18 protein-coding genes are annotated in these 19,219 nt (G+C 68.4%); 16 read left to right on the top strand and 2 right to left on the bottom strand.

The annotated features are described in order from the left end of the window. Positions 1–104: 104 nt before the first annotated feature. Positions 105–1,781, bottom strand: a complete 1,677-nt coding sequence (locus CGZ91_RS13165; protein ID WP_094455859.1) for a glycoside hydrolase family 10 protein — start codon at positions 1,779–1,781, stop codon at positions 105–107. Positions 1,782–1,885: 104 nt separating this feature from the next. Between CGZ91_RS13165 and CGZ91_RS13170 the strand changes: the two genes are divergently transcribed. The 12 genes from CGZ91_RS13170 to CGZ91_RS13225 all read left to right on the top strand — a co-directional run bounded on the left by CGZ91_RS13170 (position 1,886) and on the right by CGZ91_RS13225 (position 14,013). Next, the gene (locus CGZ91_RS13170) at positions 1,886–3,184 is read left to right on the top strand and encodes an extracellular solute-binding protein (RefSeq protein WP_094450113.1); all 1,299 of its coding nucleotides are present in this window, start codon (positions 1,886–1,888) and stop codon (positions 3,182–3,184) included. 93 nt (positions 3,185–3,277) lie between these two features. Further along, entirely contained in the window at positions 3,278–4,237 is a 960-nt protein-coding gene (locus CGZ91_RS13175) for a carbohydrate ABC transporter permease (protein ID WP_229115949.1), read from the top strand. After that, complete coding sequence (locus CGZ91_RS13180) at positions 4,234–5,061, top strand: carbohydrate ABC transporter permease (RefSeq protein WP_094450045.1); 828 nt, start codon at positions 4,234–4,236, stop codon at positions 5,059–5,061. The genes CGZ91_RS13175 and CGZ91_RS13180 overlap by 4 nt, the downstream gene beginning before the upstream one ends. A gap of 11 nt (positions 5,062–5,072) precedes the next feature. Beyond that, entirely contained in the window at positions 5,073–6,218 is a 1,146-nt protein-coding gene (locus CGZ91_RS13185; RefSeq protein ID WP_179229372.1) for a glycoside hydrolase family 3 N-terminal domain-containing protein, read from the top strand. An 11-nt stretch (positions 6,219–6,229) separates the two neighbouring features. Then, positions 6,230–7,453 carry an anhydro-N-acetylmuramic acid kinase gene (locus CGZ91_RS13190; protein ID WP_179229373.1) on the top strand — a complete coding sequence of 408 codons (1,224 nt, stop codon included), beginning with the start codon at positions 6,230–6,232 and terminating at the stop codon, positions 7,451–7,453. Then, positions 7,450–8,430: an N-acetylmuramic acid 6-phosphate etherase gene (locus tag CGZ91_RS13195; RefSeq protein WP_094455863.1), complete on the top strand. Its 981-nt coding sequence runs from the start codon at positions 7,450–7,452 to the stop codon at positions 8,428–8,430. The genes CGZ91_RS13190 and CGZ91_RS13195 overlap by 4 nt, the downstream gene beginning before the upstream one ends. Next, positions 8,427–9,299, top strand: coding sequence for a MurR/RpiR family transcriptional regulator (locus tag CGZ91_RS13200; protein ID WP_229116631.1), 873 nt, complete (start codon positions 8,427–8,429; stop codon positions 9,297–9,299). Before CGZ91_RS13195 ends, CGZ91_RS13200 begins: the two co-directional genes overlap by 4 nt. A gap of 104 nt (positions 9,300–9,403) precedes the next feature. Further along, the gene (locus CGZ91_RS13205) at positions 9,404–10,201 is read left to right on the top strand and encodes a 3-ketoacyl-ACP reductase (protein WP_094455865.1); all 798 of its coding nucleotides are present in this window, start codon (positions 9,404–9,406) and stop codon (positions 10,199–10,201) included. A gap of 96 nt (positions 10,202–10,297) precedes the next feature. Beyond that, complete coding sequence (locus CGZ91_RS13210; RefSeq protein WP_094455867.1) at positions 10,298–12,343, top strand: FAD-binding protein; 2,046 nt, start codon at positions 10,298–10,300, stop codon at positions 12,341–12,343. 39 nt (positions 12,344–12,382) lie between these two features. Further along, positions 12,383–13,102: a ThuA domain-containing protein gene (locus CGZ91_RS13215; protein ID WP_094455868.1), complete on the top strand. Its 720-nt coding sequence runs from the start codon at positions 12,383–12,385 to the stop codon at positions 13,100–13,102. A gap of 10 nt (positions 13,103–13,112) precedes the next feature. Continuing rightward, positions 13,113–13,793, top strand: coding sequence for a hypothetical protein (locus CGZ91_RS13220; RefSeq protein ID WP_094455870.1), 681 nt, complete (start codon positions 13,113–13,115; stop codon positions 13,791–13,793). After that, positions 13,771–14,013 (top strand): hypothetical protein, encoded by a 243-nt coding sequence (locus CGZ91_RS13225; RefSeq protein ID WP_094455872.1) that lies wholly within the window; start codon positions 13,771–13,773, stop codon positions 14,011–14,013. Before CGZ91_RS13220 ends, CGZ91_RS13225 begins: the two co-directional genes overlap by 23 nt. 130 nt (positions 14,014–14,143) lie before the next feature. Here CGZ91_RS13225 and CGZ91_RS14400 read toward each other — a convergent pair whose 3' ends face one another. Next, on the bottom strand, positions 14,144–14,710 hold the full coding sequence (locus tag CGZ91_RS14400; RefSeq protein ID WP_179229374.1) for a hypothetical protein: 567 nt from the start codon (positions 14,708–14,710) through the stop codon (positions 14,144–14,146). 212 nt (positions 14,711–14,922) lie between these two features. On the opposite strand from CGZ91_RS14400, the gene CGZ91_RS13230 reads away from it, so the two are divergent. The 4 genes from CGZ91_RS13230 to CGZ91_RS13245 all read left to right on the top strand — a co-directional run bounded on the left by CGZ91_RS13230 (position 14,923) and on the right by CGZ91_RS13245 (position 19,164). Further along, positions 14,923–15,675, top strand: a complete 753-nt coding sequence (locus tag CGZ91_RS13230; protein ID WP_179229375.1) for an EcsC family protein — start codon at positions 14,923–14,925, stop codon at positions 15,673–15,675. A 128-nt stretch (positions 15,676–15,803) separates the two neighbouring features. After that, entirely contained in the window at positions 15,804–16,823 is a 1,020-nt protein-coding gene (locus CGZ91_RS13235; protein ID WP_094455876.1) for a Gfo/Idh/MocA family protein, read from the top strand. Further along, on the top strand, positions 16,820–17,839 hold the full coding sequence (locus tag CGZ91_RS13240) for a Gfo/Idh/MocA family protein (RefSeq protein ID WP_094455878.1): 1,020 nt from the start codon (positions 16,820–16,822) through the stop codon (positions 17,837–17,839). Before CGZ91_RS13235 ends, CGZ91_RS13240 begins: the two co-directional genes overlap by 4 nt. A 101-nt stretch (positions 17,840–17,940) precedes the next feature. Beyond that, positions 17,941–19,164, top strand: coding sequence for an IS30 family transposase (locus tag CGZ91_RS13245; RefSeq protein WP_229116632.1), 1,224 nt, complete (start codon positions 17,941–17,943; stop codon positions 19,162–19,164). The last annotated feature ends 55 nt before the right edge of the window (positions 19,165–19,219 follow it).

The raw sequence follows: 19,219 nt of genomic DNA on the forward strand, positions 1-19,219 counted from the left end.
CTGGCCGTAAGGGGCCGTCTGAACGACACCGCCCCGGCGCCAGCAAATCTGGCGCCGGGGCGGCGATGGGGGTGGGGTGGGGGCTCAGCTCGCCGTGGACTTGCTCACAGGCGGCTCGGGCGGCTGGGCTTGGACTCGTTCCAGAGCCGGTCATAGGCGGTCACGAAGACCGACTCGCCCGGTCGCGGGGCGGCCTCGCCGGTCAGCGTCACCGACTGGGTGGCGTCCTCGGTGCCGCGCAGCGTCGCCAACAGGTTGGCACCGTCGTCGGTGCGGTGCCCGCCCCGGCCCTGTGAGGGATGGTCGCTGCGCCACACGGCGTACGAGGTGGCGCCGCCGTCGCGCTGCCAGGACACCTGTACGCCGTCGCCGGTCGCGGTCAGCGTGATGTCCTTGGGTCCCTTGGGGCGGCGGCCGCCGAGGTGGCGGATCACCGGCACGATCGCCGGGTGCCGGTAGTGCTGCTCGACCAGTTCGGTGACGGCGCCCTGCGGATTGTCGCGGACGCTCTTGGCCGAGAAGTAGACGTCACCGTCGACCTCGGGGTGGCCGGCGTTGAAGGTGAGGTGGTTGGCCAGCTCCTCCGGGTCGGTGAAGACGCCCGACACCGCCTTGTATGCCGCCTGCCCGATGTAGAGGGCGACATCGGTGTCCTTGACGACATCGGCCCACCACGGCACCAGGGCGGCGTAGTCGGCCACCTCGAGCCCGATCTGCCAGTAGATCTGCGGGTTGATGTAGTCGACCCAGCCCTCCTTGACCCAGCGCCGGCTGTCGGCGCTGATGATCTCGTAGGACTCCGAGCCTGAGGTGGCCGAGCCGCGCGGGTCGGAGCTGTCGTTGCGCCAGATTCCGAACGGGCTGATGCCGAACTTCACCCACGGCTTGGTGTCGTGGATGTCTCGGTGCAGGTCGCGTACCAGCTGGTTGATGTTGTCGCGGCGCCAGTCGCCGACGTCCTGGCCCTGGCCGTAGCGGGCGTACGTGTCCTGGTCGGGATAGTCGAGGTTCTCCTCGGGGTTGTCGGGGTCGGCGACGACGTAGGGATAGAAGTAGTCGTCGAAGTGGACCGCGTCGACGTCGTAGTCCTCGACGGACTGGATGATCGTGGCACGGACGAACTCTTGGACCTCGGGCAGGCCCGGATCGAAGTAGAGCTTGCCGCCGTAGGCCCACACCCAGTCGGGGTGTTGACGCGCGATGTGCTCGGGCACCAGTCGGCTCGGATCGGTGTGGGTGGCGACCCGGTAGGGGTTGTACCAAGCGTGATATTCGAGGTTGCGCTTGTGCGCCTCCTCGATCTGGAAGGCGAGCGGGTCGTAGCCGGGGTCCTTGCCCTGCTCGCCGGTGAGCCAGTGCGACCACGGCTCGTAGGGCGAGCGCCAGAACGCATCAGCGGTGGGGCGGACCTGGGAGATGACGGCGTTGAGGTTGAGCTCGACGGCCAGGTCCAACCAAGCGATGAACTCGGCCTGCTGTTCCTCGACGGTCAGGGTCCGCGAGCTGGGCCAGTCGATGTTCTCGACGCTGGCGATCCAGATCGCGCGGAACTGGCGCGCCGGCTGCTCCGGCTCGCCCTTGCCGGGGCCCGGGTTGCCGGGATTGGCGTACGCGGGGACCACCCCGGCCACGTAGGCGCCGCCGGCGATGGCGGCTCCTCCGGCCAGGCCGAGCAGGCTGCGCCGCCCCAGCTGTGGGATGCCGCTGTTGACCGTGGGCTGGGCCGTCGGGGGTACGCCGGGGTCCTCAGCAGAGGGCGTCGAGGATGTGGGGTTGGCCATGGTGCCTCCTTGGGGTGCGGGGTTCCAGCGTGCTAACTTTCCTGAACGGTTCCAGCCATGAAAGCAAGTTTTACTCACGTTGTCGATGATTGAGGAGAATGACCATGATTTCTCGACGTTCCCTGTTGGGCGGCGCCGCTGCCGGCACGATGGCGCTCGGCCTGGCCGCCTGCTCCAACGGCGGCGGGGGAGAGCCGGGAGAGCCCGTCGACGGCGCCGGCAAGAGCCTGACCCTGTGGATCATGCAGGGCACCAACTCCAAGTCTGATGAGTACATCGCCGCCCTCAAGGACGCCTTCACCACCCAGACCGGCGCGGAACTCACCGTCGAGGTGCAGCCCTGGGACGGCGCCCACGACAAGTTCGTCACCGCGATGACCGGCGGCACCGGCCCCGACGTTGCCGAGGTCGGCACCACCTGGACGCCGGAGTTTGCTGATGCGGGTGGCTTGGACCTGCTCACCGACGACATCGAGGCGGCCGGCCTGGGTGATGACCTGGTCGACGGTCTGGTCGAGGCCGCGACTCTGGACGGCGACATCTACGGCATGCCGTGGTACGCCGGCGTACGGTCGATCCTCGGCAACCGTGAGCTGCTCGACGCGGCCGGCGTCAACGAGCAGCCGCAGAACTGGGATGACCTGTTCGAGATGATCCAGGCCCTCAAGGGTCAGGACGCCAACACCATCCCGTTCCCGGTGGCCGGCGCGTCCCTGTTCGCGATGATGCCCTTCCCGTGGGGTGCCGGCGGTGACATCGCCACGGAGTCTGGCGGCAACTGGACCGCGGCCATCAACCAGGCACCCGCGGTCGAAGGCATCAAGTGGTACACCGACCTGGCCCTGGTTCACGGCGCTTCCACGCCGGCGGCCTCGACCTGGAAGGAAACCGACTCTCTCAAGCAGTTCGAGCAGGGCAATGTCGGCATGTTCATCACCGGATCCTGGGTGCCGGCGACGATCAAGCAGAATCAGCCCGACCTCTACGAGCAACTGGTTGCCTTCACCATCCCCGGCAAGGACTCGGCGATCGCGCCGAGCTTCCTGGGTGGTTCGCACCTGTGCCGGTTCGCCGACACTGAGGAGCCCGAGCTCTCCTTCGAACTGATCAAGCTGATGTCCACCGGTGAGTTCGCCGAGCGGTGGGCCACCGAGACCAACTACTTCCCGGGCCAGAAGTCCGCCCTGGAAGCGGTCACCGCTGCCGGCGACGAGCTCACCACCGTCTTTGCCAGCCAGATGAACGAGGGCGGCACGTCGGTGCCGGTCACCCCGCTGTGGGGTCAGGTCGAGGGTCGCAAGACGCTGCCGAACATGCTCAACAACATCCTCGCGGGCGGCCAGGACGCCCAGACCGCCGCCGATGCCGCGGCCGAGGAGATGAACGCAATCTTCGGCGGCTGAGGTCGACGCTGCCCCTGGCTGCTCCCGTTCGGAGCGACCAGGGGCGGCGTACGCCTTCATCCACCCGCCGACCCGAGGAGTCCGATGGCGACCGTGACCGCCCCATCCCCCCGACCGCGACCCCGGCTGCCGCGCTGGTTGCGTCGCGGTGCCCCGCGCTGGTTGCGTCGCGGCGCCCCGCCGTGGCTGCTGCTGGCGCCGGCCCTGGCGACCCTGGCGATCCTGCTGATCGTCCCGTTGGGCCGGGTCCTCGACCTGTCCTTCCAGGACTACCGGCTGCGCAACCTGCTCCGCGGCACCACCAACTATGTGGGCCTGGAGAACTACACCACCATCCTCAGCGACGGCTTCCTGTGGACCACGGTGTTGCCCAACACCGTCGGATTCGCCGCCGTCTGCGTGGTGTTGACCATGGTTGTCGGCGTCGCGATCGCGGTCTTCCTCAACAACCTCGCGACGGCCTCGCGCTTCATCTGCACCACCGCGATCATGGTCGCCTGGGCGATCCCCGCGCTCACCGGCACATACGTCTTCGTGTGGCTGTTCGACCCGCTCAACGGTTTCGTCAGTGACCTGCTGGGGATGGTCGGGATCCTCGAGCCCGGCACCGTGAACTGGTGGAACTCCCGACTGGCCTTCTACAGCATCGCCACCCTCAATGTCGTGTATCACGGCTTCCCCTTCATCGCGATCACGGTGCTGGCAGGTCTGATGACGGTGCCCCAGGAGCTCCACGAGGCAGCCGCCATGGACGGCGCCAACGCGTGGCAGCGGTTCTGGCAAATCACCGTGCCGATGCTCCGCCCGATCCTGGCGGTGTGCGTGATCCTGTCGACGATCTGGGACTTCAAGGTCTTCACCCAGATCTATCTGATGCCCGGCGGCGACGGCTCCAACCGCAACATGATGAATCTCGGCGTGTGGTCCTACACCGAGTCCTTCGGGCAGGGCAACTACGGCATGGGTTCGGCGATCGCAGTGCTGTTGACGCTGCTGTTGTTGGTGGTGTCGGTGATCTACCTGCGGGTGATGATGAAGGAGGACGAACTGTGAACCGCCGTACGCCGCTGGGCACGGTCCTCAAGGGCATCGGCATCGCGCTGCTGCTGATCTATGCTCTGTTTCCCTTCTACTGGATGCTGTCGACCGCGGTCGACACCTCGGCCTCCTCGCGCGGCGCCAATCTGCTGCCCAGCGGCTTCACCCTGGAGCACTTCCGCCGCGTGATCGTCGACGCCGACTTCCTGCGCTACGTCCGGATCAGCGTCATCGTCGCGGTCGGCACCGTGCTGCTGTCGGGGGCGATCGCGCTGCTGGCCGCCGTCGGCGTCGCACGATTCAAGTTCCGGTTCCGGACCGCCGTGCTGGTCCTGGTGTTGATGGTGCAGATGGTGCCGCTGGAGGCGTTGGTGATCCCGCTCTTCCTGCAGGCCCGCTCGCTCAACATGCTCAACTCGCTGCTCGGCCTGGTCATCGTCTATCTGGCGTTCTCGCTGCCCTTTGCGATCTGGAACCTGCGCGGCTTCGTCGCCGCGGTCCCAAAGGAGTTGGAGGAGGCGGCGTACGTGGACGGTGCGAACTGGTTCACCATGTTCTTCCGGATCCTGCTGCCGCTGGTGGCGCCCGGGCTGGTGGCGACCAGCGTCTTCAGCTTCATCACTGCGTGGAACGAATTCATCTTCGCGCTGACCTTCATGAACGAGTCCAGCAAGTACACCGTTGGCGTCGGGCTGCGGACCTTCTTCACCCAGAACACCGCCGAATGGGGCCCGATCATGGCCGCTTCGACCATCATCGCCCTGCCCGTGGTGATCTTCTTCGTGTTGGTGCAGCGCAATCTGGCCTCCGGGCTGACGGCGGGGGCGGTGAAGGGGTGAGCGAGCGCTCCGTGACTGAACCGCCCGTACGGATTCAGGATCCCGACGCCGACGTGTTGGCGTTGCTGCTGCCGCCACTGCCGGCGGGCGACGTCGACGAGGTGATCGAGGACGCGCTGCGGGCCGGGCTGGGCGGGGTGGTCTACTTCGCCCACGACGTCCCGACCTTGGCCCGGGCTCGCGAGCTCAGCGACCGGGTGCACCGAGCCAATCCGGATGCGGTGGTGGCGATCGACGAGGAAGGTGGGCCGGTCACCCGGCTGTTCTCTCGCTTCAGCGGGCTGCCCGGGCAGGCACGCACCGAGGGGCCACTACCTTCGGCCGGGGTCTTCGGCCGGGTCGATGACCCCGAACTCACCCGGGAGGCCGGCGTCGCGATGGGGGCGGTGCTGACCTGGTGTGGCATCGATCTGGACTTCGCGCCGGTCGCCGACGTCAACTCCAATCCGGACAATCCGGTGATCGGCCTCCGCGCGTACGCCGCCGATCCGGCCCGGGTGCGGACCCAGTCGGCAGCCTTCGCGGCGGGCCTGCACCAGGCTGGGGTGCTCAGCTGTGCCAAGCATTTCCCCGGCCACGGCGACACCGCCACCGATTCCCACCACACCCTGCCCACCGTCGAGATGCCCCGGGACCGGTTCCTCGCCGAGCACCTGGCTGGTTTCCCGTTGGCCGAGGTCGATGCGGTGATGACGGCCCACATCGAGGTGCCCGCGCTGGGGCAGGGGCCGGCCTCGATCAGCCGCTGGTCGGCGGAGCTGGTGGCCGAGCAGGGCTTCGAGGGCCTGGTCGTCACCGATGCGTTGGACATGGCGGCGGTGTCGGGGACGGTCGGCTTCCCCGAGTCCTGCGTCCGCGCGTTGGAGGCCGGTGCCGACCTGCTCTGTCTTGGTACCTCCATCCGGCGCGACGCCCACGCCATGCTTGACCAGGCCCATGGCGCGATCGCGGCGGCCCTCGCCTCGGGGCGGCTCGATCGGTCCGACCTGCAGACCCGGGCTGTGCGCGTCCGTGCGGCACGCGCCGTCCGGCGGGTGGCGGCCGAGGTGGCGGACCCAACCGCTCTGACCGACGAGCTGTGGCGGATCGGCAACCTGGCCCGGGTCAGTGCCGGCCTGCCGGCGCTGTCCCCCGAAGCCGCCGCGGCGGGGTCATGAGGGGAGGCGCCATGAGGATCGCAGGCATCCTGTCCGGCACGTCGTTGGATGGCATCGATGTCGCCGTGGTGCACTTTGGCATGGTCGGGACGCAGTTGCGCGGGTGCATCGAGGTGGCGCGGACCGTGCCGTGGCCCGAGCAGACCCGGGGCCGGCTGGTGAGCCTGTTGACCCGTCCCACGGCGGAGTTGGCCGAACTGGCCCGGCTGCACGCAGCGGTCGGTGAAGCCTTCGGTGAGGCCGCGGCGGAGGCGATCGCCGAGTCCCACGGCCCGGTTGACCTGATCTGCAGCCATGGCCAGAACATTGCCCACGTCACCGACGGGGCGGTCACCGAAGCCACGTGGCAGCTCGGTGACCCGGCCCGGATCCATGCGCGCACCGGCGTACCGGTGATCGCCGATGTCCGGGCCGCCGACGTTGCCAGCGGCGGTGCCGGGGCTCCCCTGGCTCCGATCTTGGACACCTTGTTGGTGGGTGGCGAGGATGCCGGCTTCCTCAACATCGGCGGTATCGCCAACGTGACCCGGATCCGGCACGGCGAGGTTGTCTGCGGTGACACCGGACCCGGCAACTGCCTGCTCGACGATGCGGTCCGCGCGCTGTCCGACGGCCAGGAGAGCTTCGACCGCGACGGCGTACGCGCCCGGGCCGGGCAGGTGGACGAGGAACTGCTGACGTACCTGGTGGCCGACCCCTATTTCGGGTTGCCGATGCCTCGGTCGACCGGCCGGGAACACTTCTCGCTGGGTGAGCTGGGCATCCACGTCGACGGCCAGCGGGCGCGTTGGTCCGGTGGGAACCTGTCGGGGGCCGATCTGGTGCGCACGCTGGTCGAACTGACCGCGCGCACCGTCGCCGACGCATTCGGGCCGGGATCCAGTACGCCCCTGCACTTGTCCGGTGGTGGCGCGGACAACCCGGTGCTGGTCGAGCGATTGGCCGATCTGCTGCCTGGCTGGCAGCTGCGCCGCACCGAGGAGTTGGGCGTCGACTCCGACCACAAGGAAGCAGTGTTGTTCGCGCTGATCGGCTGGCTCGGCGCGTACGGCCTGCCGGGCGTGGTGTCGGCCCCGACCCGAAGCCGGGGCGGTGCCGCGATCACCGGAGCCAGGGAGCCGGCGGTGCTCGGCAGCCTCACCCCACCCGATGCCCTGAGTCAGCTGGACACCCGCGGCATGACCACGCCTGCGCGACTGATCCTGCGCACCCATGTTGAGGAGAGGGACCAATGAGCAACGCTGAACCGACCACCCCGCAGGAGTGGCGCGCGCTGACCTCGCTGCGCTCGCCGACCGAGGAGCGCAACCCGCGCACGATGGATCTGGACACGCTGCCTGCGACCGAGATCATCGAGCGGATCCTCGCCGAGGACGCCAGCGTGCTGGCGCGGGTGCAGGCGCTGTCCCCACAGATCGGTGCGCTGGCCGAGGCCTGCGTGACCGCGATCGACGCCGGTGGCACCGTCCACTACGTCGGCGCCGGGACGTCGGGACGGCTGGCGGTGCTGGATGCCGTCGAACTTGCGCCGACCTACAACGCCGGCCCGGAATACTTCACCGCTCACCTCGCCGGCGGCGCCGACGCGATGCTGGTGTCGGCCGAAGGTCTGGAGGATTCCGAGGCCGCTGGCGCGACCCTGGTCGAGGAGTGCGGGGCACACGATGTCGTCATCGGACTGGCGGCTTCGGGGCGTACGCCCTATGTCCGTGGCGCGATGGCGGCAGCCCGGGCGCGAGGCCTGGTCACCGGATTGGTCAGTGCCAACCCACACGCCGAACTGGCCGAGTTGGCCGATCATCCGATCCTCACCGACACCGGACCCGAGGCCGTCACCGGCTCCACCCGGATGAAGGCGGCCACCGCCCAGAAGCTGGTGCTGAACGCACTCTCGACCGCGACCATGGTCCGGCTCGGCAAGACCTATTCCAACCTGATGATCGACGTCCGGGCGACCAACCAGAAGCTGATCGCGCGTACCGTACGGATGCTGGTGCAGGCCACCGACGTGGACGTCGACACCGCCGACGCGACGCTGCGGGCGGCCCACGGCAACGTCCGGGTTGCGTTGGTGGCACTGCTCTCCGGTGTGGGCGCCGGCGGCGTACATTTGGCCGAGGCTGCGCTGGATCGACATCCCACCGATCCCGGCCGCGTCGGAGACGCCGCGGGCATTCGCGCCGCAGTCCAGGAGGTGGAGGCGGGCTCGTGACCGACGTCGTCAGCGCGTTGCGAGAGGTGCGGGGCAGTCTGCATCCGGCGATGGTGCGGATCGCCGATGTGATCCTCGATGACCCGGAACGGGCGGTCGGACTGTCGATCGCCGACCTCGCCACCGCCGCGGGCACCTCCCAGGCCACGGTGGTCCGATTGGCGCGCCAGGTCGGCTTCTCCGGTTATCGCGACTTTCGCTTCGCGCTGCGTGGGGATCTGGAGTTTGCGCGGGGCCGGCGGGTGCTGTTTGCCGGCGAGGACACCGACATCGGAGCGGATCTGTCGCCGACCGACAACCTGGCCGAAACCGTACGCAAGGTCGCCCTGGCTGACACCCAAGCCGTCGCCGACACCGCCGCTCGAATCGATCTGGGGGTCCTGGCCCGGGTGGTCGACGCAGTGGCGCAGGCACGACAGATCGTCACCTTCGGGGTTGGCGCGTCGGCTTTCGCGGCGATGGACCTGCAGCAGAAGCTGGCCCGGATCGGACGGGCGGCGACCTCCTACGTCGATGCTCACCAGGGGCTGCCCGCGGTCGCGCTGTTGGGCAATGAGGACGTCGCGATCGGGATCTCCGACAGTGGCCGCACCATTGACGTGGTCGACGCGCTGACGATTGCGGGGGACCGCGGCGCGACCACGGTGGCGATCACCAATGCCTCCCGGTCGGCGCTGGCCGAGGCCGCCGACCACACCCTGCTCACCGCGGCCCAGGAGTCGACCTTCCGTTCCGGAGCCACCGCCTCCCGGATTGCCCAGCTGAGCTTGGTCGACATCGTCTTCGTCGGGGTGGCCCAGCGGCACTACGACTCGGCCCGCGAGTCGCTGTCGCTGACCCGCCGCGCGGTTCAGGACCGCCGGATCTGAGCCGAGTGCCTGCGACGACGGTCGGATAGCAGATTGGAAAGCGCTTGCCGAGCTCGGCGAGGTGTGACAGAATCGCCGAAACGCACTTTCTGGGAGGACGCGGCATGAGCGGGCGCAAGGTTGCCATCGTCACCGGCGGAAGCCGGGGCATCGGTCGAGGGATCACGGAGCGACTGCTCGCCGAAGGCTGGAACGTGATGGTCTTTGCCACCAAGCCGCAGGCGGAGTCGCCTTTCGGTGAGATCGAGGCGTACGCCGAGGGTCAGCCGGGCGACGCGGCGTACACGCACGGCAGCATCGGTGACCTCGCCGACGGCCGCCGCCTGGTCGACGCGACCCTGGAGCGATTCGGCCGCCTGGATCTGCTGGTCAACAATGCCGGCGTGGCGCCGCGGCAGCGCAAGGACATCCTCGAGGCCGAGGTCGACGAGTACGACTTCGTGCTCGAGACCAACCTGCGCGGCCCCTACTTCCTCACCCAGTACGCCGCCCAGGCGATGCTGAAGCGGCCCGTCACCAGCGGTGCGGACGGCCGCCCCGAGGTGCGCGGCACGATCGTCAACGTCTCCTCGACCTCGGCCACCCGGGTCTCGGTCAACCGTGGCGAATACTGCATCTCCAAGGCCGGCGTCGCGATGGCCACGCAACTGTGGGCCGCCCGGCTGGCCCCGGAAGCGATCATGGTCTACGAGGTACGCCCCGGGATCATCGAGACTGACATGACCGCCGGCGTGAAGGACAAGTACGACGCCGCCTTCGCAGGTGGCATCGCTCCGATTCCGCGGTGGGGTCTGCCCGCCGATGTCGCCGGCGCGGTGAGCATCCTGGCCAGCGGCCAGATCCCCTACAGCACCGGCGAGATCATCAATGTCGACGGCGGCATGCACATCGCTCAGCTCTGAGCCGACACCGCTTCTGAGTCGACACCGCTTCTGAGTCGACACCGCTTCTGAGTCGACACCGCTTCTGAGTCGACACCGCTTCTCGAGGAGATACCCATGACTGACCTTTTCGCTGACGCCCCGCACATCGACGCCGCCGGACGCAGTGTCCCGGTGCTGAGCGCCAACACCGTCGTCGTTGGCACCGGTTCGGCCGGCTACTGCGCCGCTGACCGACTGCACGGCTTCGGCCAGGAATCTGTCCTGGTCATCACTGACAAGCGCCGCGCCGGCGCCTCCCGCAATGCCGGCTCCGACAAGCAGACCTACTACAAGCTGACCCTGTCCGGTGGTGACGACGACTCGGTGTACGCGATGGCGGAGACCTTGTTTTCCGGTGGCGCCATGGACGGCGACATTGCGCTCGCCGAGGCCGCCAACTCCGCCCGCGCCTTCCTGCACCTGGTCGAGGCCGGCGTTCCTTTCCCGCAGAACCGCTCGGGTGAATTCGTCGGCTACAAGACTGACCACGACCCGCGCCGCCGCGCCACCTCGGTGGGCCCGTTCACCTCCAAGGGCATGACCGAACGGCTCGAGGAGCGGGTCGAAGCCCAGGGCACCCCGATCCTCCAGTCACTGCGGGTCGTCGAGGTGCTCCGCGCCACTGACCCGGAGTCCGGCGAGGAACGCTGCGTCGGGTTGCTGTGCCTGCGCACCGACCAGCACGACGATGCCGACCGGTTTGCGCTGATCCGCACCCGCAACGTGGTGTACGCCACCGGCGGCCCGGCTGGCATCTATGCCGACGCGGTTTATCCCAACGGGCAATGGGGCGCCAACGGTGCCGCGCTGGCGGCCGGCATCGCCGGGGAGAATCTGACCGAATGGCAGTTCGGGCTGGCCTCGGTGCACCCCAAGTGGAACGTGTCCGGCACCTACATGCAGGTGATCCCGCGATTCATCTCCACCGACGCCGACGGCAACGACGAACGCGAATTCCTGGTCGAGGCGCTCAACCCTGACGGCTCCGACGAGGGCTACGGCCGGCTGATGTCGCTGGTCTTCCTCAAGGGCTACCAGTGGCCCTTCGACGTCCGCAAGGCCGTCGACGGCTCGAGCCTGATCGACCTGATCGTCTACCGCGAGCGGGTGCTGCGCGGCCGCCGGGTCTGGCTGGACTACCGCTCCAATCCGGTCCGCGAGGACTTCGACCCGAGCCACCTGAGCGAGGAGGCGTACGCCTATCTGGAGCGCGCCGGCTGCCTGTTCGGTACGCCGATCGAGCGGCTCCAGCACATGAACAACCCGGCGTACGAGTTCTATCTGGGCCGTAACCCGCGGGTGGATCTGGCCACCGAGATGCTTGAGGTGGCCGTCTGCGCCCAGCACAACAACGGCGGCCTGGCCGTCAACGACTGGTGGGAGACCAGCCTGGCGGGCTTCTTCGCCGTCGGCGAGGCGGCCGGCGCCCACGGCGTCTATCGCCCCGGCGGTGCGGCGCTCAACTCTGGCCAGGTCGGTGCCACCCGCGCGGCCCAGTTCATCGCTGCTCAGCGCACCGGTGACGCGCCGGGCGCCGAGGTCTACGACGAGGTCGCAGCCGCGGCGGTGGAGCGGGCGTACGGACTGCTCGACGGTGCGACCGGCCGCGTCAGCGAGGGGGGCGAGGACACCACCGACCCGATGATCAAGCAGGCCCGGCAGCTGATGAGCACCGAGGCGGCCGCGGTCCGGTCGCCCGAATCGGTGCGGCGGGCCCATGACCAGGTCAAGGAATGGCTGGAGACGTACGCCGACACGATCGCCGCCGATCCGACCTCGAGGCGGTCGGTGGACCGGGTCTTCCTGGTCCGCGACATCCTGCAGACCCAGTACGTCTATCTCGCGGCGATGCTGGACTATCTCGACCACGGTGGCCGCAGCCGCGGCGCGGTGCTCTACACCGATCCGGCCGGCGAGCAGCCCGGTGGGGAGGAGATGGGGCTGCCGGAGCTCTTCCAGCTCAGCCTCGACGGCGGAGCCCTGGATGGTGAGAAGCAGTCCGTGACCTATCGTGACGGTCAGGTGGAGTGTCAGTGGCGTCCGGTCCGCCCGATTCCCGCTGACGACGACTTCTTCGAGAACGTGTGGCGGAGCTTCCGCGAACACGGCAACATCGTGTGACGAAGGTGGGCTGAGGGGCACACCGGACCAGGAGGCAGCATGTCCGCAACTGATCCGACCATCCGGGTGGTCCGCGGTCACGGCCGCTACACCGACCCGTGGCATCCGTTCGTCGAGTCCAGTGACGGCATCGCCTCGGTTGCCCGGGAACACCCGGGCGCCTCGGTCGACCTGGTCGACGCCGAACCGGCTGCGCTGGCGGACCTGTCCGGGGTGGACCTGGTGATCCTCAACACTGGTACCGGCACCGATCCGAAGTCGCCGCTGCGCGAGGATGCCGAGTGGGCGGCCGCCCACGAAGCGTTCGGGGCCTGGATCGATGGCGGCGGCAAGGTGATCGGCACCCACACCGCCGCCGCGAGCTTGCGGGACTGGCCGCGCTGGTCCGAACTGCTGGGCGGCCAGTGGGTACGCGGGGTGTCGATGCATCCGCCGCGCTCCGATGCCCATTTCCTCCCCGTCGCCGGGCAGGAGGGGCATCCGCTGCTGGCGGGACTGCCCGAGGGCGTACGCGCCTTCGATGAGCGCTACTCCAAGCTCACGCTGGCGCCGGACTCGGTGCCGGTGCTGTGGCACGAGTTGGAGGAGCAGTACTGGAGCGAGGGCCCTGATGGCACCCATCACGGTGCCCGCCAGATGTGTGTGTGGGAGTCGGCGGCCGGGCTGATCTACGATTCCCTTGGTCACGGCCCCGAGGCGTACGAGTCACCCGATCGGCGCCGACTGCTGGCCAACGAGATTGCCCACCTGCTGAACTGACGGAGATCTGATGGCTGTGTCCTCGCTCATCGACGACGTCGCCGCGCGCGGCTACGCCAGCTACCGCTTCAAGGAGATGCTGGAGCTGCCGCGCGAGCAGTGGCCGGCGCTGGCCACAGCGGCCGCCGAGGGGCAGGACGTGGTCTGCCGCTTCCTCGCTGCGGCGTGGCAGCAGGGCGGTGCGGATCTCTTCGTCGAGGTGATGGCGTACCTGAAACGGGTCAACCGCTACACCAACGCGCCCGGCGCCATCAAGAACAGCCCCAAGCTGGCGACCTCGGCTGGATTGGAGCGGGCCGCGCTCGCCGCCGTCGACACCGACGCGACTCGGCTGGCGGTGCTGGCGGGCAGCTATCCGATCATCGAACTGTGGGCGCTGATGGCCACCGCCATTCGCGCCGACGCGGACCTGCTGGACCGCCTCGACGAGGCCTGGGGCGGGCACCAAGAAGGTGGACCTGGCGCCGCTGGCGGGATGTACGCAGCTGCGTCGACTCGCCCTGTCAGTAGCGAAGGCACCCTCGATCGAGGTCATCACCGAGCTGCCGGAGTTGACGTATTTGAATATGGAGGAGACCGCGGACCTGGCGCCGGTGGCCAGCAGCACCGTGGTGACGCTCGGCCTCTTTGCCCCGGTCGACCTCGCGCCGTTGCTCAAGGCGGACCAATTGCGGCAGGTCAACCTGTTTGAACGAGCCGCCTCCGACCCCCAGTCGCCGCGGCTGTTGGTCGAGCTGGCCCGACGCGGCGTGGCGGTGGTGGCACACCAGTCCGAAGCGGCCGCGCTGCAGTCGGCGGCGCTGGCGGCCGGCGCCCATGTCGAGGTGATCAACCGGTTGGTGGTGCTCGCGGCCGATAGCGAGGCTGCGGCGACGGCGTCCGAGCAGCACTACGGCCCGAGGGTGATCTAGGGCCCGGTGTGAAGCCGCAGCCCCGGCGTACAACCACGTGATGCTGTAGTTGTGCCGGCAAAACCGGCCGTTTGGGCTGCGTAGCTGCGTGAAGCTGTCGTTGTGCAGGTGCCCGGACCGGCGGCCCAGGTCAGGGGTTGGCCGGGGGATCCTCCGGCTCTGGCTGTGGTTCGGGCTCCGGCTCCGGCTCTGGTTCGGGATCCGGTTCGCTGGTCGCCGGGGGCGCCTGGGAGACCCAGACATTGCCCGAGGAGCACACGTACATGTCGCCGGCATACCGCATCACCACGCCGGGGTTGCGGCAGTAACCGCCGGGCACGAGTTCGCTCTCGCGTTCGGCGGTGGTGCTGGGGGCTGGCCGTGGTGCAGTGGACCTCGGAGCGCTGGAGCTGCGGGTCGGCTCGGGCTCGGGCTCGGGCTCGGGCTCTGATTCGGGCTCGGCTCCTGATGCAGTCGGACTCACCTCGGGACTGGGTGGCAGCTCGGGGGAGGGTTCGGGCGCAGGCGAGGTGAATCCGGGCTGGGTCGGCGTCGGGGTCGGGCTCGCTGCCATCGTCGGGGTGTCGGTCCTGACGACCGGCGCAGGGCTGGCCTCGACCGGTGCCGTCGGGCGATTCAGCGCCGACACCGAGAGTCCGACGGCTGCGACAGCCAGGATTCCCAGACCGACGGCGGTGGACACGGTTTGTCGCTGCACGGCACTCCCTTTCGCTGCGGACAGCCTAATGTGCCGGGCTGCTGAGGCCGAGCACCTTTGAGCCCAGCTTCAGGGGTTTCAGCGCCGGAGTGACCGCGCCCGCTCCTCCCGGCACAGGCGGCACCGTAGTCGTACCCGCCCTCGCCAAGCTGCCGCGTACGCTGGACGCGCATGTGACGAACCGCGTCACACCACTGTTGAGGGGGATCATCGTGGGCAAGACCGACACTTTCCACCAGCTCATCACCACCGTCGTCGCCAACGGGTTCGGGCCGCTGCCGAGCTCCCGCGCCTACGCGGAGGCGTACGCGGGTAGCGGCTTCCAGCCTGGTTCGGAGAAGGCCGAGAAGGCGGTCAGGCGCATCATTGCCGAGTCGACGCTGCTGGCCGGGGCCAGCGGTTTCACCTCCGGGTTGGGTGGTTTGGCGACCGCGCTGGTCGCCATCCCGGCGAGCGCGGTCGGCACTTTGCTGGTGAATGCCCGGATGGTCGGCGCGATCGCGCACCTGCGCGGCCACGATGTGACCGACGAGCGCACCATCGAACTGATCAAGATCTCACTGGCCGGTTCGGCGGCGCAGGGCTTTGTCGCGAAGGTCGGCGTCCAGCTCGGTGAGCGACTCACCTGGGCTGCGGTACGCAAGCTGCCTGCCGAGATTCTCAAGCGTGTCAACCAGGACATCGCCCGGCTCATCCTGACTCGGATCGGCGGCAAGTTCGGCGGCAAGGCCTTGGTCCGCGGCATCCCGCTGCTGGGCGGCTTCGTCGGCGGCGGCATCGATGCCTTCGGCTCGGCGGCGGTGGCCCGGGCGGCGCAGTCCCTTTTCGCTGCGCAGCCCGTGTCGACCGATGCATCCGGCACCGAATCGGGCCAGGAATCCGCCACCGCGCCAGCCGCTGACACCGACAGCTCGGCCGCGGCAGACCAGTCCGGCACCGACCCGAAGGCCAGCACCGAGGTGTGACCGACCCCACGTCGACGACCCCCGCACGCACCGCGTACGGGGGTCGTTCGGTGTCGGGGACAGGCCCGAGGGTTGCGCCGTAGTAACGGATTGCTGCTGCTACGCTGACGCGCAACTCAGGAGGACACATGGACCAGCAGCAGGCCCCTGCCCGACGTCGGGTGGGATTGGTCGGCGCGGGCGGCATCAGCGGGGCGCACCTGCCCTACTGGCTGTCGATCAACGCGCAGATCTTCGTCTACAGCACCGAACACGCCGAGCGTCTCGTCGCCAACAACCCCGAGGCCGACGTCACGATCGTCAACTCCCTGGAGGAGCTGCTCGATCAGGTCGACATCGTCGACATCATGACCCCGACCCCCGACCACTACGCCCCCACCAAGGCAGCGCTGGCCGCGGGCAAGAAGGTGGTCTGCGAGAAGCCGCTGACCCGGCACACCGGCCAGGCCAAGGAACTGTTGGAGCTCGCCGAGCCCGGCCAGCTCTACCCGGCGCACGTGGTCCGCTACTTCCCGCAGTACGCCCACGCCAAGCGCATCATCGACGAGGGCACCCTGGGTGAGCTCGGCGTGCTGCGGTTCACCCGCCGCGGCAGCTATCCGACCCGCGACTGGTACGCCGACCCGGAGCGTTCCGGCGGCATCGTGATGGATCAGATGATCCACGACCTCGACCAGGCGTACTGGCTGGCAGGGCCGGTGGAGCGGCTGTACGCCGTCAACCGCGTCCTCACCGACCCCGAGAAGATCGAGACCTGCCACGTGGTGATGCACCACACCAACGGTGCGGTGTCGCACTGCCGCGGTCTGTGGGGCAACCAGCGTACGGTCTTCGGCTACAGCTACGACATCTACGGCACCGAGGGCCGGCTGCGGTTCAACACCGACGACAGTGCCCAGGTGCGGCTGGATGATGCCCTCAAGGCCAAGCTCGCGGCGGAGAAGCCCGACAAGGGCTTCCTGCCCAGCACCAGCGCCTTCGACTCGCCCTACAGCACCGAGCTGGCTGCGTATGTGGCGGCCTTCGACGGTGGTGAGCTGCCGCGGGTCAGCGCCGAGGACGGCTTGATGGCGGTGGCCCTGTGTGAGGCGGCGACGGCCTCGATCGAATCCGGCGCCCCCATCGTGATGAAGGAGTTCCTGGCATGAAGAAGCTCAAGATTGCGCTGCTGTCGTTTGCGCACGTGCATGCCCGCAGCTACGTCCAGCTCCTCAAGGATCGCGACGACGTGGAGTTTCTCAGCACTGACGTGCTCTTCGGGCCGGCGCCCGAGGACGAGCTCCGGGGTCGGGCCCAGGCCGAGGAGTGGGGCGCGCCCTACGTCGAAACCCTGGACGAGATCTGGGAGTGGGGCCCCGACGCAGTGGTGGTGCAGAGCGAGAACGTCAACCATCGCCCGCTGGTGGAGGCCGCTGCTGCCCGCGGTGCGCACATCCTGTGCGAGAAGCCGCTGGCGACCACGGTGGCCGACGGCGAGGCGATGCTGCAGGCCTGCGCCGACAACAACGTCTTCCTGATGATGGCCTACCCGATCCACTTCGAGTCGGGTGTGGAGACGGTCCGCGAACTGGTGTCGAGCGGCAAACTCGGCACCGTCGTCGGCGCGACCGGCACCAACACCGGCCGGATCCCGGTGAACCGGCGGGCCTGGTTCTGTGACCCGGAGCAGGCCGGCGGCGGCGCCTTGGTGGACCACACCGTGCACTGCGCTGAACTGCTGGACTACCTGCTGGGCTCCGAACCGGTCAAGGTACATGCGGTGGCGAACAAGATCTTCCACGCCGACCACCCCAAGGTCCACACCGAGACCGCCGGGCTGGTGACCGTCACCTACGCCAACGGCGTGGTCGCCACCATCGACTGCTCCTGGAGCCTGCTCCCGGAGGGGCCGCTGCTGGACGGTCTCACCCTGGAGGTCGTCGGCAGCGACGGCATCGCCTCGGTCGACACCTTCGGTACGGCCGTTGAGGGATATGCCAGCCAGCCCGGCATGCAGCGGCTGCCCTTCGGTCCCAACCTGGACGGTCGGATGGTCGAGGCCTTCCTCGAGGGCGTACGCACCGGTCAGGCCCCGCAGCCCGACGGCGCGGCGGGCCTGCGTACCCAGCGGATCGTCAACGGCGCCCTGGACTCCTTCGCCCGCGGCGAAGCCGTCCAGGTCTGATCACCGATTCCTACGAAGACCGCGCTCCAGCGGCTGTTGGTCGCAATAGGGCGGGGTCAGAGGGTGAGTGCAACGTGTTGTGCTGACTCTTGGAGGCTGTGGTGCCTGGGCGGGATTGGGATGAGTTTCGGTACTGGGTGGAGTGTGGGCTGACGATCCCGCAGTTGTGCCAGCGGTTCGGCTGGCATCCCAGGACGGTGCAGAAGGTGTTGCGTCGGTTCGGGTATCGGTTGGCGTTGGGGCGGCGGGGCGGTCAGGCTCGTCCTGTGATGCCTGAACAGTTCACTGATCTCGACCGGGTCGTCCCGGCTTCGGGCGGTCATGGTCGTCGGCTGAGTCAGCAGGAGCGGGTGGTGATCCAGCTGCGCCGTGAGGATGGTTGGTCGATGGCCCGGATTGCGCAGGCGATCGGGGTGTCCGCAGCGACGGTGTGTCGGGAGTTGAAACGTGGCCAACGGTTGCCTGATGGCCGTTACTGCGCGGCGTTGTCCCACTCCCAGGCGGTGGCCCGCAGGGCCCGGCCCAAACCAACGAAACTGTCCGATCCCCAGACCCGTGCAGCGGTGATCCAGGGGTTGAATGATCGGTTCTCGCCACGCCAGGTCGCTGCGAAGCTGCGGACTGATTTCGCCGAGGATCACACTAGATGGGTGAGTCACGAAACGATCTACCAAGCCCTGTATGTCCAAGGCAAAGGCGCCCTGCGCCAGGAACTGAAGATCGCCAAAGCGTTGCGGTCGGGCCGCACCCACCGGATCCCCGCCTCGAAACTGCCCCAACGTTCCAGCAGGTCCTGGCTGGAGGGCCATCACATCTCAACCCGGCCAGCCGAGGCAGCTGACCGGACCGTGCCCGGCCATTGGGAAGGGGACCTGGTGATCGGCAAGGACCACAAGTCCGCGCTCATCACCTTGGTCGAGCGATCCTCCCGGTTCACCCTGCTGCACCGGCTGATCAACGGTCAGGACTCCAAGACTGTGGTCGATGCGTTGATCGAGATGACCAAGAGCATGTCCGATGGGCTGCTGAAGAGCGTGACCTGGGACCAGGGATCGGAGATGGCTGACCACCTTCGGTTCACTCTGGCCAGCAACGCGAAGGTCTACTTTTGCGACCCTCACTCGCCCTGGCAGCGCGGCACCAACGAGAACACCAACTACCTCGTCCGTGACCTCCTCGGCGGCAAACAAGCCGACTTCCGCGACTACACCGACGCCGACATTGCTGAGGCCCAACGACTCCTCAACATCCGACCCCGACAAATCCTCAACTGGCAAACCCCAGCCAACTACCTCGCCGAACGCTTTCTTGCACTCACCACTTGACACCGCCTAGTTGCGACCAACAGCCGCTGGGGCGCGGTTTTCTGCGGGGGCCGGC

Origin of the sequence: Parenemella sanctibonifatiensis, from assembly GCF_002250565.1 — a bacterium.
GTDB classification, from domain to species: domain Bacteria; phylum Actinomycetota; class Actinomycetes; order Propionibacteriales; family Propionibacteriaceae; genus Parenemella; species Parenemella sanctibonifatiensis.